At 60.7% G+C, this 16,008-nt stretch carries 16 protein-coding genes and 1 tRNA gene; 1 reads left to right on the top strand and 16 read right to left on the bottom strand.

Annotated elements, in window-relative coordinates; genetic code table 11:
* Positions 1-32: 32 nt before the first annotated feature.
* From trbL to M5C96_RS08515, 7 genes are read right to left on the bottom strand one after another with little or no spacing between them, the layout of a single operon-like run.
* On the bottom strand, positions 33-1,679 hold the full coding sequence (gene trbL / locus M5C96_RS08485; RefSeq protein WP_272568512.1) for a P-type conjugative transfer protein TrbL: 1,647 nt from the start codon (positions 1,677-1,679) through the stop codon (positions 33-35).
* Complete coding sequence (trbK, locus tag M5C96_RS08490; protein WP_272568513.1) at positions 1,676-1,945, bottom strand: entry exclusion lipoprotein TrbK; 270 nt, start codon at positions 1,943-1,945, stop codon at positions 1,676-1,678. Before trbK ends, trbL begins: the two co-directional genes overlap by 4 nt.
* A gap of 15 nt (positions 1,946-1,960) precedes the next feature.
* Positions 1,961-2,743 carry a P-type conjugative transfer protein TrbJ gene (trbJ, locus tag M5C96_RS08495; RefSeq protein ID WP_272552132.1) on the bottom strand — a complete coding sequence of 261 codons (783 nt, stop codon included), beginning with the start codon at positions 2,741-2,743 and terminating at the stop codon, positions 1,961-1,963.
* 30 nt (positions 2,744-2,773) lie between these two features.
* The gene (gene traJ, locus M5C96_RS08500; protein WP_272552133.1) at positions 2,774-3,148 is read right to left on the bottom strand and encodes a conjugal transfer transcriptional regulator TraJ; all 375 of its coding nucleotides are present in this window, start codon (positions 3,146-3,148) and stop codon (positions 2,774-2,776) included.
* Positions 3,141-3,461: a hypothetical protein gene (locus M5C96_RS08505; RefSeq protein WP_272568514.1), complete on the bottom strand. Its 321-nt coding sequence runs from the start codon at positions 3,459-3,461 to the stop codon at positions 3,141-3,143. Before M5C96_RS08505 ends, traJ begins: the two co-directional genes overlap by 8 nt.
* Positions 3,458-3,790 carry a TraK family protein gene (locus M5C96_RS08510; protein WP_272568515.1) on the bottom strand — a complete coding sequence of 111 codons (333 nt, stop codon included), beginning with the start codon at positions 3,788-3,790 and terminating at the stop codon, positions 3,458-3,460. The genes M5C96_RS08505 and M5C96_RS08510 overlap by 4 nt, the downstream gene beginning before the upstream one ends.
* Positions 3,790-4,032, bottom strand: coding sequence for a hypothetical protein (locus M5C96_RS08515; protein ID WP_272568517.1), 243 nt, complete (start codon positions 4,030-4,032; stop codon positions 3,790-3,792). Before M5C96_RS08515 ends, M5C96_RS08510 begins: the two co-directional genes overlap by 1 nt.
* A gap of 36 nt (positions 4,033-4,068) precedes the next feature.
* Between M5C96_RS08515 and M5C96_RS08520 the strand changes: the two genes are divergently transcribed.
* Positions 4,069-4,833: a hypothetical protein gene (locus tag M5C96_RS08520; protein WP_272568519.1), complete on the top strand. Its 765-nt coding sequence runs from the start codon at positions 4,069-4,071 to the stop codon at positions 4,831-4,833.
* Positions 4,834-4,945: 112 nt separating this feature from the next.
* Here the strand turns inward: M5C96_RS08520 and M5C96_RS08525 are convergent, their stop codons facing one another.
* From M5C96_RS08525 to M5C96_RS08565, 9 genes are all read right to left on the bottom strand, one after another.
* Complete coding sequence (locus M5C96_RS08525; RefSeq protein WP_284428078.1) at positions 4,946-5,173, bottom strand: hypothetical protein; 228 nt, start codon at positions 5,171-5,173, stop codon at positions 4,946-4,948.
* Positions 5,174-5,806: 633 nt separating this feature from the next.
* Positions 5,807-7,045 (bottom strand): replication protein RepA, encoded by a 1,239-nt coding sequence (locus M5C96_RS08530; protein ID WP_272568521.1) that lies wholly within the window; start codon positions 7,043-7,045, stop codon positions 5,807-5,809.
* 883 nt (positions 7,046-7,928) lie between these two features.
* Positions 7,929-8,004, bottom strand: a tRNA-Thr gene (locus tag M5C96_RS08535).
* Between the two features lie 11 nt (positions 8,005-8,015).
* Positions 8,016-9,023, bottom strand: a complete 1,008-nt coding sequence (locus tag M5C96_RS08540) for a class 1 fructose-bisphosphatase (RefSeq protein ID WP_272568522.1) — start codon at positions 9,021-9,023, stop codon at positions 8,016-8,018.
* A 29-nt stretch (positions 9,024-9,052) separates the two neighbouring features.
* Entirely contained in the window at positions 9,053-11,773 is a 2,721-nt protein-coding gene (gene pepN / locus M5C96_RS08545) for an aminopeptidase N (protein WP_272568523.1), read from the bottom strand.
* 60 nt (positions 11,774-11,833) lie between these two features.
* Positions 11,834-12,424, bottom strand: a complete 591-nt coding sequence (locus M5C96_RS08550) for a DUF4276 family protein (RefSeq protein ID WP_272568524.1) — start codon at positions 12,422-12,424, stop codon at positions 11,834-11,836.
* The gene (locus M5C96_RS08555; protein WP_272568525.1) at positions 12,421-13,563 is read right to left on the bottom strand and encodes an AAA family ATPase; all 1,143 of its coding nucleotides are present in this window, start codon (positions 13,561-13,563) and stop codon (positions 12,421-12,423) included. The genes M5C96_RS08550 and M5C96_RS08555 overlap by 4 nt, the downstream gene beginning before the upstream one ends.
* Positions 13,564-13,643: 80 nt before the next feature.
* Positions 13,644-14,748, bottom strand: a protein-coding gene (prfB, locus tag M5C96_RS08560) for a peptide chain release factor 2 (RefSeq protein ID WP_272552141.1) whose coding sequence is annotated in 2 segments (ribosomal slippage) — positions 13,644-14,666 and positions 14,668-14,748 — 1,104 coding nt in all. Because the reading frame shifts where the segments join, the coding sequence is not laid out codon by codon here.
* Positions 14,749-14,934: 186 nt separating this feature from the next.
* Positions 14,935-15,888: an alpha/beta fold hydrolase gene (locus M5C96_RS08565; protein WP_272568526.1), complete on the bottom strand. Its 954-nt coding sequence runs from the start codon at positions 15,886-15,888 to the stop codon at positions 14,935-14,937.
* Positions 15,889-16,008: the final 120 nt, after the last annotated feature.

Raw genomic sequence — 16,008 nt, forward strand, 5'->3', positions numbered from 1 at the left:
GGCCGGTTGCACCCGGCCGGTGCGATTTGCTCTTACTGAGGGCGCCGGCTGACGAACGCTGCAACCTCGTCGTCAGCGATGGGAGCCTTGCCAAGACTGTTGCTGTCGAACGCGGGGTCATCGTGTGACGCACCTTCTTGATCTCGACTTGCCCGGATCGCGGAAGCAATCTTCCCGCCCGTGGTTTCGCTGATGCGATCAAGAGCCGAACCGCGCATGCTCGCGGCCTTGGCCTTCGCCACGTCCCAGGAGCCTTGCGCCAGGTTGCCGGCAGTGCCCGCAGCGATGGCCGCCGCTCCGCCCAACATGCTGCCGGTGGTGCGTTGCTCGCCAGGTGCCAGGCCGGTGCCCTGCCCCCCTCCCTTGGCGTCAGAACCTGCGGCCTTGCCGCCTGCGTCGGCCTTGCCTTCGGCGGCACCAGGTGCCGCGCCACCGCCCGAGTCCTTGCCCTCGCCGGCCGGCGCGCTGCTCTTGCCGCCCGCGCTGTCGCCCTCGGATGCACCACCACCGAAGCCACCGCCCGAGCTGCTGCCGGTGTCCATGCCCGCGAAGACGCTGCCACTGCCAGAGCTGCCGTCGCTAGGGCCTGCAGCGGCCATGGCAACGCCGCCCATCGTGCCCCCCATGCCACCGCCGCCGCCGCTCTCGCTGGAGGCCGCAGAGGCTTTGCTGTAGGCGGCCTTGATCGCCGATGCGCCGCCAGCGGCCGAGGCCGCGCCACCCAGCACAGCCGAACCAGCCACGCTTGCTGCGCCTGCGGCCATGGTCGCCGCGCCCATCACGGCACCCATGGCGGCACCGGCACCGAAGTTACCAATGCCGCCCGCACCGCCAACACTTGAACCTGTGATGACGCCGGCGACCAGTGGCGGCACGCGATTGACCAGCATCAGCAACGCCAGACAGAAAACCAGCATCACACCCAGCTCTTCAAAATTCAGGGTGCCCGTGTTCATCCTGGCGTAGAAACTGGACAGCAGGTCGTTTCCGATGCCAACCAGCAGCACCATCGTCATGATCTGCACGGCCACGCCCAATACGGTCTTGTAGTAGTTGATCGCCATGTCCGAGGTCCACCGCGATCCACCAAACCCCAGGAAGAAGATCCCTGCGTACGACAGCAGCCAGCCCGATACCAGGAGCAGCAGCATGTTCACGGCGATCACGGCCAGCAGCAGCAGGATGCCTGCGCTCAGGACCGCGCCAATGAAGCTGTCGATGGGCGACCACGCCGACAGGTTGCGGATCGCCTGCTTCCAGATCATGAAGCCCACATCGACGATGCTGGACGGCGTGATCGATGAGAAGCCGGAAGCCTGCTCCCCGATCCTCGCCAGTGACTGGATGATCGAGGTTGCGAAGTTCGGGCCGTTACGTAGGAGCCAAAGGAAAAAGCCGAAGAACAAAATGAATTTGATGAACTCGGCAAAGAACTCGCCAATGTCGGCCTTCCGCAGCGCCATGAAGCCGAACGTGACCACCATCGATATCGTGCCCAACGTCCAGAACAGGAACATCGCAGCGTTCATGACCACGGTTTGCCAGGCCGTGGCGCGCGTGGCGAACTCCGTCACCACCTGGTCAAGCATCCCCTGGTTGGTGAGCTGGGCAGATGCGGCTGTGCAGAAGAGCGCTAGGAAGGCACCGATCAGCAGCGCCGGCTTGTGCAGTGTTTTCATGGCCTCGCTCCCTTCTGATCTTTCGGGTCGGCCAGCTCAAGCCAGTTCATGGGCTTCTCGGTCGGCGCAATGCCGCCGCCAGTCGGGGATCGCCGCGAGCACAACCCGGCGAAGGTTTCGCGTGCCGCCTTGTCCTCGATCTTCCTGATCGTCTCGATCTGACAGTTGGTGTCGTTGACCTCGGGCATGGGCATGGTGGCCGGCTTGTTGTCGCAGCCGGCCAGTAGCGCCGCTGTGAGGCCGACGAGCAGCATCGTTTTTCTCATGGTGCGCCTCTCTGGTCAGCGGGTCAGTTCGAGCCAGTTTTTGGGACTGCTCGTCTTGCCAATACGGGACTCCGTCGAAGTGGCGTGCGTCGCCTGCTGTCGGGCTTCAAGATCGGCCTCGGCTTGCATCCTGGTCGTGACCGCGTTTTGCTGTGCGATCAACAGGCCGCGAATCTGCAGGAGCTGGTTGGCCTGGTTGCTGGCAAGCTGGTTTGCAAACCCGATGGCCTGCATCTGGCCGCTTGCGCCCTGTGCCGCCGACTGAAGCCGTTCCAGCGTGCGCGAGTCCGAGGCGAGGTTTCTCTGCTGCTGTTCCAAGCCCTTGAACAGCGCATCATTGGCCTTCTTCTGGCTCTCGCTCGCCAGACGCCGGTTCTGTTCCATCGCTGCGCGCTCCGCGTCGCTGCATCCGCTGGCCGAGAAGCAGGGCGAAGATTTGTAGTAGCTCACGTCCTGGAACTTGCCGATGTAGCTGTCCAGGCTGCCGAGCTGGTTCTTGTAGTAGTCAAGCGTGTTGACGGCGTTCATCAATCCACTGATCGTTGACTGCGCCTGATCCCAGATATACGCGGCCGGCGCGACCGTGTTCTGGATCATGTTCTCGTACTGCTGGAGCTGAGTGCGGTACTGCTCGATCTGCTTGAGCGTCTGCGCCACGTTCTCGACGGCCGACATGACGGTCTGTGTCAGGTTGGCCCCGTCGATCACGGGAATGCCTGCAAGCACTGGGGTTGTAACGCCGGGAGCGGCGAGGGCAACCACCATGGCAACTTTAGCCGCTAAATTTTTCGTCTTCATGCTGAACTCTCCTGTTGAAAAGAAATTGGGTCATCGTTTGGAGCGAGGCATAACGACTTCGCGCATGGCCTCATACATTTGATTTTGGTTTTGATCTATTTTTGAAAGCAGTGCGCGAATAGTCGATTCACCGAATCGGCGAGTCCGTACGTCGTCTGTAAGCCAAAGCTTTAGCAGTCCACCTAGCCGCCCTAAATCACCATTTATGCGAGCCAGTTCTTCAACGCGTTTGTTGTCGACAATAGATTTCACCTGATATCCCATTCCTAAATTCCGTAGAAATGTGGAAGTGCTGAGTCCAGTTGCTTTAGCCAGCGATGTGATTTCGTATTTCTCATCTGGCGTCACCCAAACATTAATGGGTGTGTGCCCTTTTCTGGTGGCAGCGGATTTTCGCTCAGGCATGGCTGGTTGCATTTCGGCGGTAGCCGATTGCCTCGCAGAGCGGGACTCCCCGTTGAGCACGAAGTGCGAATAAGGGGATGGCGAAGAACATGAACCGGCTTGCCGGTACATGTACTTCGCCCATCCTGCCCGTACTTTCGCGCCATGAAGTACGCTGTCGCCGCGTCAACTTCATCGCCTCGATCACGCTGCTTAACGAATGCAGCTGGCCTGCAGCGCGAAAATAGCGCTGACTGATCGAAAGTGTTGTGCCAGTAGCATTCAGGCAGCGCATTGATAGTGCATTGACTGAGTAGAAAAAGCGATTCGTCACAGCAGTTCGTCCCTCTTTGGGTTTGGACTGAATGAGAACGAAGTGGATGCATTCGCTGTTTTTGATTGGCTTTGGTTTCTCGTCTTTTTTGTACTTGTGCTTTTCTTGATATGGCGATGAACGTATTTGAGGAACGTTTCATAGCGGAATGAAACTCTCTTTCTTTCTCGCAAATGTTCCCATATGGTTTTCAGCTCGAAGCCGGCATCTATTGCTTCGCGGACATTTTCAGAAACTGCAAGGAAAGACGCCAAGGTCGTAGCATGTGTCGATTTATTTCCTTTGCGCTCACTTAACCATTCGGCTAGATCGTTTGGATAATTTCCCATCACTCAGTTCCTTTTCTGATTAGATCGCCGGTGAGTAATTCGGCAACCGCATCCGTTGGAAAATGAACTCTTCGTCCAATGTAAATCTTCCGGCTATTCAAGCTTATGGCCCATTCCTCTGTTCGCATGGCCAGGACCACACGAACTCCTCCAGGCTTGCGTTTCAGAGCAACCGCAAGTTCCTCTAAGGTCATTGTTGGTCCGTACTTCTGAAGAAGAAAATCGAGAGGGGTGGTCGCCAAATTCTCACCTGTGATAGTTAATCGAAGTTAATTTCGATGAATTTTGTGCTGGTTTACGTTATATTTCCAGGTAATGGCAGGCGAAATTTACTACCCGGGCAATTTGCCCTAATCATCATGAAGTCGACCGCAGAGATACGCCGGCATATCGCACGTACCACAGCGTTACTTCGCATGCTGTGCGAGCGTGAAGGAATCACATCAATTTACGGGTTTGCAGTGAAATACGATGCGTTGGCGGCGCCCGTGCACTTGACTCGCTATCACGGGAAAAATGGATGGCAGGCGTTATTTAAGGGCGTGCGGCCGTTATCCGCAGCCAGGCTGCGTGCGCTTTCTGCCGTAGAAGCGTGGTCAGATGCAACCACCCTCTATGAGAATGGCCCTGAGAATCTTTGGAGGGCGATGTGGGGGCCGCCCGACCAGCTCCGCCTTGTCATTGCGGACGAGCTAAACGAATGTCGAAGTTTCGATCAAGTTGTCGCTGAATTCGAGGGAGAGTTACTGCTGGCCCACGAATATCGCGCACCGCTGACCCTTGTGCATCTTGCGAAGGCAATTGCACTTTATCGATTGCAATACGAAATTCTCGGGTTGAGTGATGCCGGCGTAAGCGGTGGTGTCGCACAATGCTTGTGCAATGAGGTCTTACAAGCGGAGATGGAGCGCCTGGGAGTCAGGCAAATGGTCAATGAGGAGTTGGCGAAGTTTCACAGAACTGGAGCCAATTACGAATTCACCTCTTTAACTGTGGCTGCTCGATGGGAGGCCGTTGCAGCACGGCTGGATTGGGTCAGTTGAACGCCAAGAAGGGGACGGCAGAGGTGTGCCCCCTTCAAAAATTTTAGCGGCTAAAGTTCTACCGCCCCCCAAGTGTCAATGAAAAAGTAGATCTGACGGCCCTGCGGCTTGGCTACCCATTGTGAGGATTGGGGCCGTCCGCCGCAAGCATAGTTCGAAGACGCGACTTGTAGCTCTCTACGATCTCTTTAATCGTAGTTTCTCCGCGCACCCATTTTTCGCAGTCTTGTAATGCCTGAGCGTCTGGCTCATGTCCTTCCATGCGTTGGCTCGCAAGATTGCTGCGGATCGTGGCGCGACGTTCCCATTGTTCGACTGCAGATACGCGTTGGTGAACCATGGCTGATTTTAGCGGCTAAAAATATCTGTTTGGTTGAGACATGAGGGGCGACCACAGGTTCCTAGGTGCTTGCTCATCGGCGTGAGGTTGTTTGAATCCATGGCGGTAATAATAAGAATATTATTATCACCGCTATTGCGGCGAGGTGTGATTGCGCGTCTTATGGATCGGCAAAATCAGGGGCATATCCCCTTGGAGTAAAACCTGCAGGCGTCTGGCCATGAAGCTGTTGCGCCGGGTTCGCCCCTAAAGATATTCACAGCGCGAAGCCGCCCTATTACAAGCAATAGATATAGGGAAAGCTAAAGGCAAAAACCTTACAGGTTTAGGGGAGGTCCGATTCCGCGAGCTTTTGGGGTCCGATTCCGCGCGTTTTAACTGCGGTGCCGGGGTCGGATTCCGCGCAGAAGGGGGTCGAGTTCCGCGTGGATAACTTCCCCGATCCACAGACTTGCCCACCGGTGTTACGTTCGTTACATCGGTGGCCTGTCAGCAGTGGATAAAAGGCAGCGCGAAGCGTCGGGTTGCGGGGTCCGATTCCGCGTGCGGTCGTGCCCAGCACTGCGCGGCCCTTCATGGTGCGGAAAGAGCGCGCGATGACTGCCCTCCGCAGGCCGGGCTAAGTGAAGGTGCTCAGGTTGGCTTGTACGGAATAGGAGGAGGCGATGGCATTAACAAAAGGCCCCCAGTGACCTGTTTCACCCTGGCTTGCGGGTAGACGGCCAGCGCGTCACGCAAAGCCGGCAGGAACTTCTTCTTGAAGTCCTTGCCTGGCTCTTTGCCTTGATACTCCTGGCCAAACTGGTCGCGCAGATTGGCCCAGTACAGCCGTACCGGGCGTCCGGTGATGCGGTGCAGTCTATCAGCGAGCATCGTGTAGACATCCATTGCCAGTGCCGATCCCCGGAGTGCTGACAAGGCTCTCACGTCGAGGGGCACGGCATGGTTTATCAAGGTCCGAAAATATTCATCCGAGAACGTCACAACGCCTGGCCACAAAGTGGATTGACTGTCGTGAGTGTTCAGCCATGCCTCAAACTTTTTGATGGGCTTACCTTCGTAGGTATACGCCTTTCCGGCAGCATTGAAACCAAGCGTCATGCAGCATGCGGAGAGCGCCTGCATCTGTATGCGAACCACCGTGTAGCCGCCTTTTCTGCCGCCGCTCGTGTCCTTGCCCAAAACTCGCAAGAACTCAGCGGCGCTGTGTCCGACTGGGATTTCGGGCGTCTTATGACGCACGGCGTACGTGTTCATCCAAGCGAGCATGAGGCGCGGTGAAGCCCCGTAGGGGACGATCTGCTGCACAAATTGCTTTCCGTCCCACAGCTTGCCAGCGGCGACGTTCAGTCCAGCACCGCCGCATTGACGCTCGAACTCAAGGGCATCGACCCATTTGCCATCTGCTGTCTTGTGACCGACTTTCGAGCGAGGCAATCCAACTTGGCACATGATGGCATGCATGAATGCCATGTCTTCGCCGCTTGGTCGTTCGTCGGCAATTTTCGCGGCGACATCGATTACCTTGCCGTCGCGCTTCGGGCGTGCCGCCTTGGACGATACGAGGTCGCGTGCCGGCGAGTAGATCAGCGGCGCGGTGCCGACCTTCTTGTCTGCGCCCTGTTGTGTCAGTGCTTCGACCTGTGTCGCCTGGTCGAATAGATTACTGCCTTGCGGCCCTAACTTCACTGAACGCGTGAACGTGGTTGCGCGCGCTGCTGCGGTTTTTGCTGCCACCTCGGCCGCTGATGTCGGGTCGATGCCGCCTGCGATCAGCTTGTCGCGGTATGCCGTCGCGTTGAAGTGTTCGGCAGTTGTTGGCGTACGTTCCCGCACCGACCGAACAGCGTCGGGACCAATAGGAAAAGCCATTGCTCAGCTCCTCGCAGGAGCAGAGGCTTGCCCGGTTACAGAGGACTGGACGCGCCGCTGTTTCGCCACCTGCTCGGCCTTCGTCGGCCGCCCGCGTCGTTGCGGCGGGCAATCCAGGACTGCAGGCGTTGGGTTCCGCGGCGAAAGCGTGACATGTTGAGCAAGCCACCGCTCAACGTCCTCCGTACGCCAGAGAAGGCGTTTTGTGCCAGGTAGCCGGCACATTGGAGGGAGAGACTTCGGGTTGCGTGTCGCATCGCTGCGAATGCTGGCGACGGACTTATGCAGGCAGGCGGAAAGCTGTTCTACGTTGAGTAGATTGTTCATGGGCGAGACCATTCCGTTCCCGACCGGTCAATGGTGACCGGTCGGGTTCGGATGAGTCCGCGGCCCCGTCCGCTGTTCAGATGATCCGAGAATTTATGCCTAGGGCGACTCGATCAAATTTGCGATAAACAGCTTACGGTGGGGTCGTCCCCCATGGGTAACTCGCTCTCCAATGGCGCACCGCACCTTGCTTCCGGCCTCATCCTGACCGGCGGCAGCGCGTACTGGCGATTGCTCGAAGCATCTTTTCCTGCCTTCCCCCAATCCGCTTATGGGGGAGGACTGCTGAACGGTGCGTGGCTTTCGCTTATGCGGTATGGATGGCTTGCAAGCGATCCATACCAGTTGCTTTTTTCTCGAAGCCGTTTTCAACGCCCTCAGCGCGAGATGAGGGAATGATAGCTGCAAAACGCCGCAATGGCGTGCTCTATGAAGCGCTGGCGGGGGAGCTGGGCTTGGCACAAATCTGGCACACGCAGTGTGCAAAAACGTGCCCATAAAAGCAAAACAACGCACTAACCTGCAAGGGTTAGTGCGTTGTTTTTATTACCAAAAATGGTGCCGGAGAGATGAATCGAACACCCGACCTTCTCATTACGAATGAGCTGCTCTACCGACTGAGCTACACCGGCGAAGACTCGAATTATATATCGGAATGGTAGCGCGTCACGCGTTCCACTTCATTTTTTGAACCCAGCACGACGCTGACGCGCTCATGCAGCTGCGTGGGCTGGATGTCCAAGATGCGCTGCTTGCCGTTGGTCGCGGCGCCGCCCGCCTGCTCGACGAGCCAGCTCATGGGATTGGCCTCGTACATCAGGCGCAGCTTGCCGGGCTTGTTGGGTTCGCGCTTGTCCCAGGGGTACAGGAACACGCCGCCGCGCGTGAGGATGCGGTGCACGTCGGCCACCATGCTGGCGATCCAGCGCATGTTGAAGTCCTTGCCGCGCGGGCCTTCGGTGCCGGCCAGGCATTCGTCGATGTAGCGCTTGACCGGGGTGTCCCAGTGGCGCATGTTGCTCATGTTGATGGCGAATTCCTTGGTGTCCTCGGGAATGCGCACGTTCTCTTCCACCAGCACGAACGAGCCCTGCTCGCGGTCCAGCGTGAACATGGCGACGCCGTCGCCCACGGTCAGCACCAGCGTGGTCTGGGGGCCGTAGATGCAGTAGCCCGCGGCCACTTGCTGGGTGCCGGCCTGCAGGAAGTCCTCGGTCATGACGCCGGGGTGGCCTTCGGGCTTTTTCAGCACGCTGAAGATGGTGCCGATGCTCACGTTCACGTCGATGTTGGAGGAGCCGTCGAGCGGATCGAACAGCAGCAGGTACTCGCCCTGCGGATAGCGGTTGGGCACCACGTAGATGCTGTCCATCTCTTCGGATGCCATGGCCGCGAGGTGGCCGCCCCATTCGTTGGCTTCGATGAGCACTTCGTTGGCGATGATGTCCAGCTTCTTCTGGATCTCGCCCTGCACGTTCTCGCTGGCGGCCGTGCCCAGCACGCCGCCCAGCGCGCCCTTGTTCACGGCGTGGCTGATGCTCTTGCAGGCACGGGCGACCACTTCGAGCAACAGGCGCAGCTGCGAGGGGATGAGGCCGTCCACCCGCTGCTGTTCGACGAGGTAGCGGGTGAGGCTGATGGTTTTTGCCATGGAGGGGGTTTCCTATTTTTTGGACGTGATCAGTCGGCCAGCGCGCGGGTGACCACCTCGCGCACGTCGTTGGACAGGTCGGGTTTGGCCGCCACGCGGGCGATGGCGTCGCGCGCCGCGCCGCGGTGGGGGTCGGCCAGCTTCTTCCAGCGGTCGAGCGCCCGGGCCAGGCGTGCCGCCACCTGCGGGTTGAGCGTGTCCAGCTCCAGCACCCGGTCGGCCCAGAACTGGTAGCCCGCGCCGTCCAGGCGGTGAAAGCCCCCGGGGTTGGCGCTGCAATAGCTGAAGATCACGCTGCGCGCGCGGTTCGGGTTCTTGAGGCTGAAGTCCGCGTGCTTCATGAGCTGCTGCACGGCGGCCAGCACCTGCCCGCCGCGGTCGGGCGCGCCCGCCTGCAGCGAGAACCATTTGTCCAGCACCAGGGCCTCGTCCTTGAACAGGGCGTGAAAGCGCGCGAGTGCCGGCTCGGCCAGGGCATGGCCGCTGTACACCAGCGCCGTGAGGGCGTTGAAGCGGTCGGTCATGTTGCCCGCATCCTTGAAGCGCTGGTACGCCTTGCCCGGCCACACGCTGTCGCCCGTGGTGCGGGCCGCCAGGCACAGCATGGACAGCGCCAGGCCCGACAGCGCGCGGCGGCCGGCCGAGATCGCATCGGGGCGGTAAGCGCCCGTGTCGTGGTGCTGCGCCCAGATGGCTTCCCACTCCGGCTGCAGCGCGACGGCGAGTTGCGCGCGCATCGCTTCGCGCACGGCGTGCACGCGCTGCGGGTCCACCACGTCCAGGTGCTCGGCGATGTAGCCCTCGGAGGGCAGGCTGAGCACCAGCTCCTTGAAGGCCGCGTCCAGCGCGGGGTGGCGCAGCACGCCGCGCATGGCTTCGACGAAGCTGTCGGGCACGATCGCTTGCTCGATGGGCGCGCCTGCCGGCGGATTGATTGCCTCGTCTGCTATCGTTTTAATAGCGATTCGCAGGGCCAGGCGCTGGCCGGCCTCCCAGCGGTTGAAGGCGTCGGTGTCGTGCGCCAGCAGGGCGAGAAGCTCGGCATCGCTGTAGTCGATGTCCAGCACCACGGGGGCGCTGAACCCGCGCAGCAGCGACGGCACGGGCTGGGAGCCCACGTTCACGAAGGTGAACGCATGGGTGGCCTCGGTCAGCACCACGGTGCGGTCCGCGCCGCCCGCGGCGGCCTCGCCCTCCAGTTGCAGCGGCAGGGCGTTGCCGTCCGCGCCCAGCAGGCCCAGGGCGACCGGGATCACGGAGGGCTCCTTGAGCGGCTGGCCGGGCGTGGGCGCGAGGCTTTGCGACAGCGTGAGCGTGTAGGTGCGCGCGGCGGCGTCGTACACGCCCATGGCCTGCAAGCGCGGCGTGCCGGCCTGCGAATACCAGCGCTTGAACTGCGGCAGCAGGCGGGCCAGATCGCTGTCCGGGTTAGCATCGGCAATGGCCTGCGCGAAATCGTCGCAGGTGACCGCCTGCCCGTCGTGGCGCTCGAAGTACAGCTTCATGCCGCGTGCGAAGCCTTCGCGGCCCACCAGCGTGTGCATCATGCGCACGACCTCGGCACCCTTTTCGTAGATGGTGACGGTGTAGAAGTTGTTGATCTCGACGTAGCTGTCGGGCCGCACCGGGTGCGCCATGGGGCCGGCGTCTTCGGGGAACTGCGCGGTGCGCAGCACGCGCACGTCCTCGATGCGCTTGACGGCGCGAGCCGACGGGCTGCCCGACAGGTCCTGGCTGAACTCCTGGTCCCGAAAGACTGTGAGGCCTTCCTTGAGCGACAGCTGGAACCAGTCGCGGCAGGTGACGCGGTTGCCGGTCCAGTTGTGGAAGTACTCGTGGCCCACCACGCTTTCGATGTTGCCGAAATCCACATCGGTCGCCGTGGCCTGGCTGGCCAGCACGTACTTCGTGTTGAAGATGTTCAGGCCCTTGTTCTCCATCGCGCCCATGTTGAAGTCGCTGGTGGCGACGATCATGAAGCGCTCAAGATCCAGCGGCAGGCCGAAGCGCGCCTCGTCCCAGGCCACGCTGGCCATGAGGGAGTTCATGGCGTGCTCGGTCTTCTCCAGGTCGCCCGGGCGCACGTAAACCTGCAGCAGGTGGTCGGCGCCGGAGCGCGAGCGGATGCGCTGCTCGCGCGCCACGAGCTTGCCGGCCACCAGCGCGAACAGGTAGCAGGGCTTCTTGTGCGGGTCCTGCCACTTGGCGAAATGGCGCGCGCCGTTGGGGCCGTCGTCCAGGGGGCCGTGGTCGATCAGGTTGCCGTTGGACAGCAGCACCGGGTAGGCGGCCTTGTCGGCGCGCAGCAGCACGGTGAAGCTGGCCATCACGTCCGGCCGGTCCAGGAAGTAGGTGATGCGCCGAAAGCCCTCGGCCTCGCACTGGGTGAAGAAGGTGCCCTGGCTCACGTACAGGCCCGACAGCTGCGTGTTCTTGTCGGGCGCGCAGGTGGTGAAGATCTCCAGGTCGAAGGGCTCGTGGCCCTCCGGCAGGTTCTCCAGCACCAGCTGGCCGCCTTCCATCTTGAACGAGGTGCCCGCGCCGTTGACCAGCACGCGCGCCAGGTTCAGCTCGTCGCCATCGAGACGCAGCGCGCCCGCGGGCACGTCCGCGTTGCGGCGCAGCCGCATCTTGTTGAGCACCCGGGTCTTGGCCGGGTCCAGGTCGAACGTGAGGTCCACCGTGTCGATCCAGAACGCGGGGGCGGTGTAGTCGGCACGGTGGATGGCCGTGGCTTGTCCTTCACGCATGGTAGGAAATCTCCAAGTTAAGTGCAGGCGAACCGATGGCGGTTGCCTTTAGCATAAGAATCATTGGACGAGGTTCAGAACAGCACGCGTGAGGCGCTGGAAGCTCGGGGAATGCTTTTCTAGGTGTGGCAGATCCAACTGTGACGCAATTCTTGCCTGATGCGTGGTGGGTTTGTAAGCCATGCCCTTGGGTTGTGCGCTGGAAAGCCATCCCTTAGCATCCCTGATGCTTTCCGGGTGGTCGGGGAAGACAGTGTCCGGCGAGATCGCGGGTAGAGCAGACCTCGTAGTCGCCGCGTCGCACAAAAATAAAGATTCAAACTCCTTCACAATGAAGCAGGCTTCAAAGGGGTAATCGGTCCTGATGCTACGGGCCATGGCCATGAGGTTCTGCTCCTCCTGCGCGGCATCGAGACACCATTCGCAATCGAAGTCCAGTACGCATAGGACCGCTGCATTTTCGAGCATGGCAGCCTCGAAAAACCGGGCGAAATTGGATTTCACCTTGGGCAGTTCGCCTCGGCGCTGGGGCTTTAGCACCTGAACACCATAGTGGCCGTGGTGTTCAAGAATCTGCCGCAGCAATACAGGCACTGCGCGCTCGTCCCCTTCTCCCTCTACGATGGCAAGCAGACGCTGGCGGTTGGTCATCGGGGTTCTTCCGGTTGCAAACCTTCAGCCGCCATGAACTCACCAAGAGTCATAAGCCCTCGTTGAACGGCCTCCCTTTGAGAATCCTTGATGGGGGCAATCTGAGTCACGCCATCCTGCATAGTGACGATGCGGATGTTGCTGGGCTCGAAGTGTTCGATGAGTTGCGGGCTGTGCGTTGTGACGATGATCTGGGTGAGTTCCGCCACTTCTTTGAATGCCTCAGCGAGCATAGATAGAACCGCTGGGTGGACAGTTTGCTCGGGCTCTTCAATCACGATGAGGGATGGCGCAGGCGTCTGATAAAGCGAGAGCAGAATGCCGAAAATGCGTAATGTGCCATCGGAAAGTTGCACTGGATCGAACTGTCTTGTGTTCTTGTCGCTTGTTCCAAAACGAAAATTTGGCACTAAATAGCTGCCTGCTGTTGAAACAGATACATCCAAGAAATCTGGTAGTACCACGCGCATCATTTCGTAAATGCGCTCCAGCATTTTTTTGCCCTTGGTCGTCCGTTTTGATGCGCGTATTACAGATGCCCAATTGCTGCCGTCTTCTCGTAGTTCGGATTCCGTATCTGGCGTGTTTAGCTGTCGCAGAGTATTGGGATAAAGCGCAGAAAACTTCCAACTGCGAATGTAATCTTGTAAGGATTCGCCTAAGCCGTGAAATGCATATTCCCCCACCAATGTTCCCAAAGCGAGACGGTCGTGGTCGTCCAGTGAGTAGATGCGGGTAGGAATGGAATTCTTTTCCGTGATTCTTCCTGCCCGATCTCGGGTAAATCCTTCCGGAATCATCACTTCTTCCATTCCATTGTCATCTTCGCTGGGAGGATAAAAATCTCTCCTATGGCAGGAAGCTTCTTCCCGCTCTACGCGATAGTTCCCACCTGATGTACTTCCGATTTCAAGGGAGTAGCTGCCGGGCAAGGGATCATCCTCGCCCCAGTTTTGAAGCGTGTTAACAGTTAGGCCGAGGTGATAGGGCCTTCCCGAAGAGTTTTGGCGTATGCGTGCAATGCCGCCACGCGCCACGATGGCGTGATCTAGACCGTCGCGTGCAGCATCCCGTAAAAACCTGAGCGAATCCACAAAATTGCTTTTCCCTGCGGCATTTGGTCCCACAAGCACAGTCACTTGACTGTGCATGTCTAGACTGACGTCCGAAACGCTTCTGTAGTGGCGAATGAGCGCATTGGTAAGTCTCACTGCATACCTCACACGCCCTGCTTGAGGGAGGCTTCGATGAAGGCGTCGAGATCGCCGTCCAGCACTTTCTGGGTAGCGGAGATTTCGACGTTGGTGCGCAGGTCCTTGATGCGGCTGTTGTCCAGCACGTAGCTGCGGATCTGGTGGCCCCAGCCGACATCGGTCTTGGTGTCTTCCAGCTTTTGCTGCTCTTCCTGGCGCTTGCGCATCTCGAAGTCGTACAGGCGCGAGCGCAGGCGCTGCCATGCCACGTCGCGGTTGCTGTGCTGGCTGCGGCCATCCTGGCACTGAACGACGATGCCGGTTGGAATGTGCGTCAAACGCACGGCCGAATCGGTCTTGTTGATGTGCTGGCCGCCGGCGCCGCTGGCGCGGAAGGTGTCGGTGCGCACATCGGCCGGGTTGATGTCGATCTGGATCGAGTCGTCGATCTCCGGATAGACGAACAGGCTGGCGAAGCTGGTGTGGCGCCCGCCGGACGAGTCGAACGGGCTCTTGCGCACCAGCCGGTGCACGCCGGTCTCGGTGCGCAGCAGGCCGTAGGCGTATTCGCCCTCGATCTTGATCGTGGCGCTCTTGATGCCGGCCACGTCGCCTGGGGTTTCGTCTTCCACCGTGGTCTTGAAGCCCTTGCGTTCGGCGTACTTGAGGTACTGGCGCAGCAGCATGCCCGCCCAGTCGCAGGCCTCGGTGCCGCCGGCGCCGGCCTGGATGTCCACGAAGCAGTTGAGCGGATCGGCCTCGTTGCTGAACATGCGGCGGAACTCGAGCATCTCGATCTCGGGCTTGAGCTTGGCGGTCTCGGCCTCGATGGTCATCAGGCCGTCGTCGTCGCCTTCTTCCTTGCTCATGTCGAAGAGCTCGGTGTTGTCGGCCAGCTCGCGCGTGAGCCGCTCCAGCGTGAGCACCACGCCGTCCAGGCTCTTCTTTTCCTTGCCCAGTTCCTGGGCCTTTTTGGGGTCGTTCCAGACCGTGGGGTCTTCCAGCGAGGCGTTTACCGTGCGCAGGCGTTCGAATTTGGCATCGAAGTCAAAGATACCTCCGTAACTCTTGCGTGCGCACGGTCAGGTCGGAGAGGGTGTTGCCGATGAGGTTGATGCGTTCTGCGTCCATGGTGCGTGTCCTGAGTGTTCGGTGGAATAACCGGCGATTTTCTCACGCGATGCGCCGCACGCCCCCAATGCCCTTCCACGGGGCGCAGGGCGCTGCCGGCCGGCCCCGTTGCCGGGGCGCAAAACGGGCCGTTATTTCAAAAATGATAGCAAGATGCCCTAGTGGAATATGCGCTGGCGGCCTGTTTCATTCAGGGGTGCTCAGGAACGACTCGATCAGCGCCGCCACCGCGCCGGGCTGGTCGTGGTGCAGCATGTGCCCGGCGTCCTGGACCACGGCGGTGCGGCAATCGCGCACGTGGCGCAGGCGGGCGTGGTATTCGGGCAGGTCGTAGCGGTCCTTCCACCACAGGCCCATGCTGTCGTCGCTGGCCTCCACCGCGAGGGTGGGCGCGGTGATGCCGTCGTACAGGGCCAGCGCTTCCTCCACGCGGTAGATCTGCGAGCTGGTGATCTTGTGCGCCGCATCGCCCAGGATGCGCCAGCGGCCCTGCGCGTCGGGCGCGGCCCACTGGCGGGCCAGCCAGGCGGCCTTGTCGGCGGACAGGCGCGGATTGGTCTTGATGAGGCGCTGGGCCACGCCGTCGGCGCTGTCGTAGGCCTTGAGCGATTTCTCGCCGCGCTCCAGCGCCCGGATCTCGTCCATCCACTGCGCGTAGCGCCGGGGGGCCTGGTCGGGCGTGGTGGCCGGCAGGCCGAAGCCTTCCAGGTTCACCAGCCGGCGGATGCGCGCGGGCCGCACGCCGGCATAGGCCATGCACACGTTGCCGCCCATGCTGTGGCCCACCAGATCGACCGGCTGGCCGGGCGCGTAGTGGTCCAGCAGGTGGTCCAGATCGGCCAGGTAGTCGGCGAACACGTAGTGGTCGCAGAGCGCCGGCAGGCGGCTTAGGCCGAAGCCCCGCCAGTCGGGCGCGATGACCGTGCGGCCGGCGAAGAACGCCTGCGACAGCGCGTCCACCACGAACTGGTAGGAGGCGCCCACGTCCATCCAGCCATGCATCAGCACCAGCGGGGGCCGTGAAGGGGAAGACGGGGAAGCGGAGGCGGGCGATGCCTCGGCGTTCCAGCGGCGAACGTGGTACTGCAGGGTGCGGACGGGGACGAATTCGCTCTGGGAGGCGCGGGCGGGCTGGTACATCGGGCGATTATTCGCGCAGGGCGCGGTGGCGTCAGTCAAGGCTGGGACAAGCGGGCGGCCCGCTCGTTCGGGGCCCCTGCTGCGGGGCCTTCGGGCATGCGGTGCGCTCGCTGCGGGAAC

The organism is Acidovorax sp. GBBC 1281, from assembly GCF_028473645.1.
GTDB lineage: Bacteria > Pseudomonadota > Gammaproteobacteria > Burkholderiales > Burkholderiaceae_C > Paracidovorax.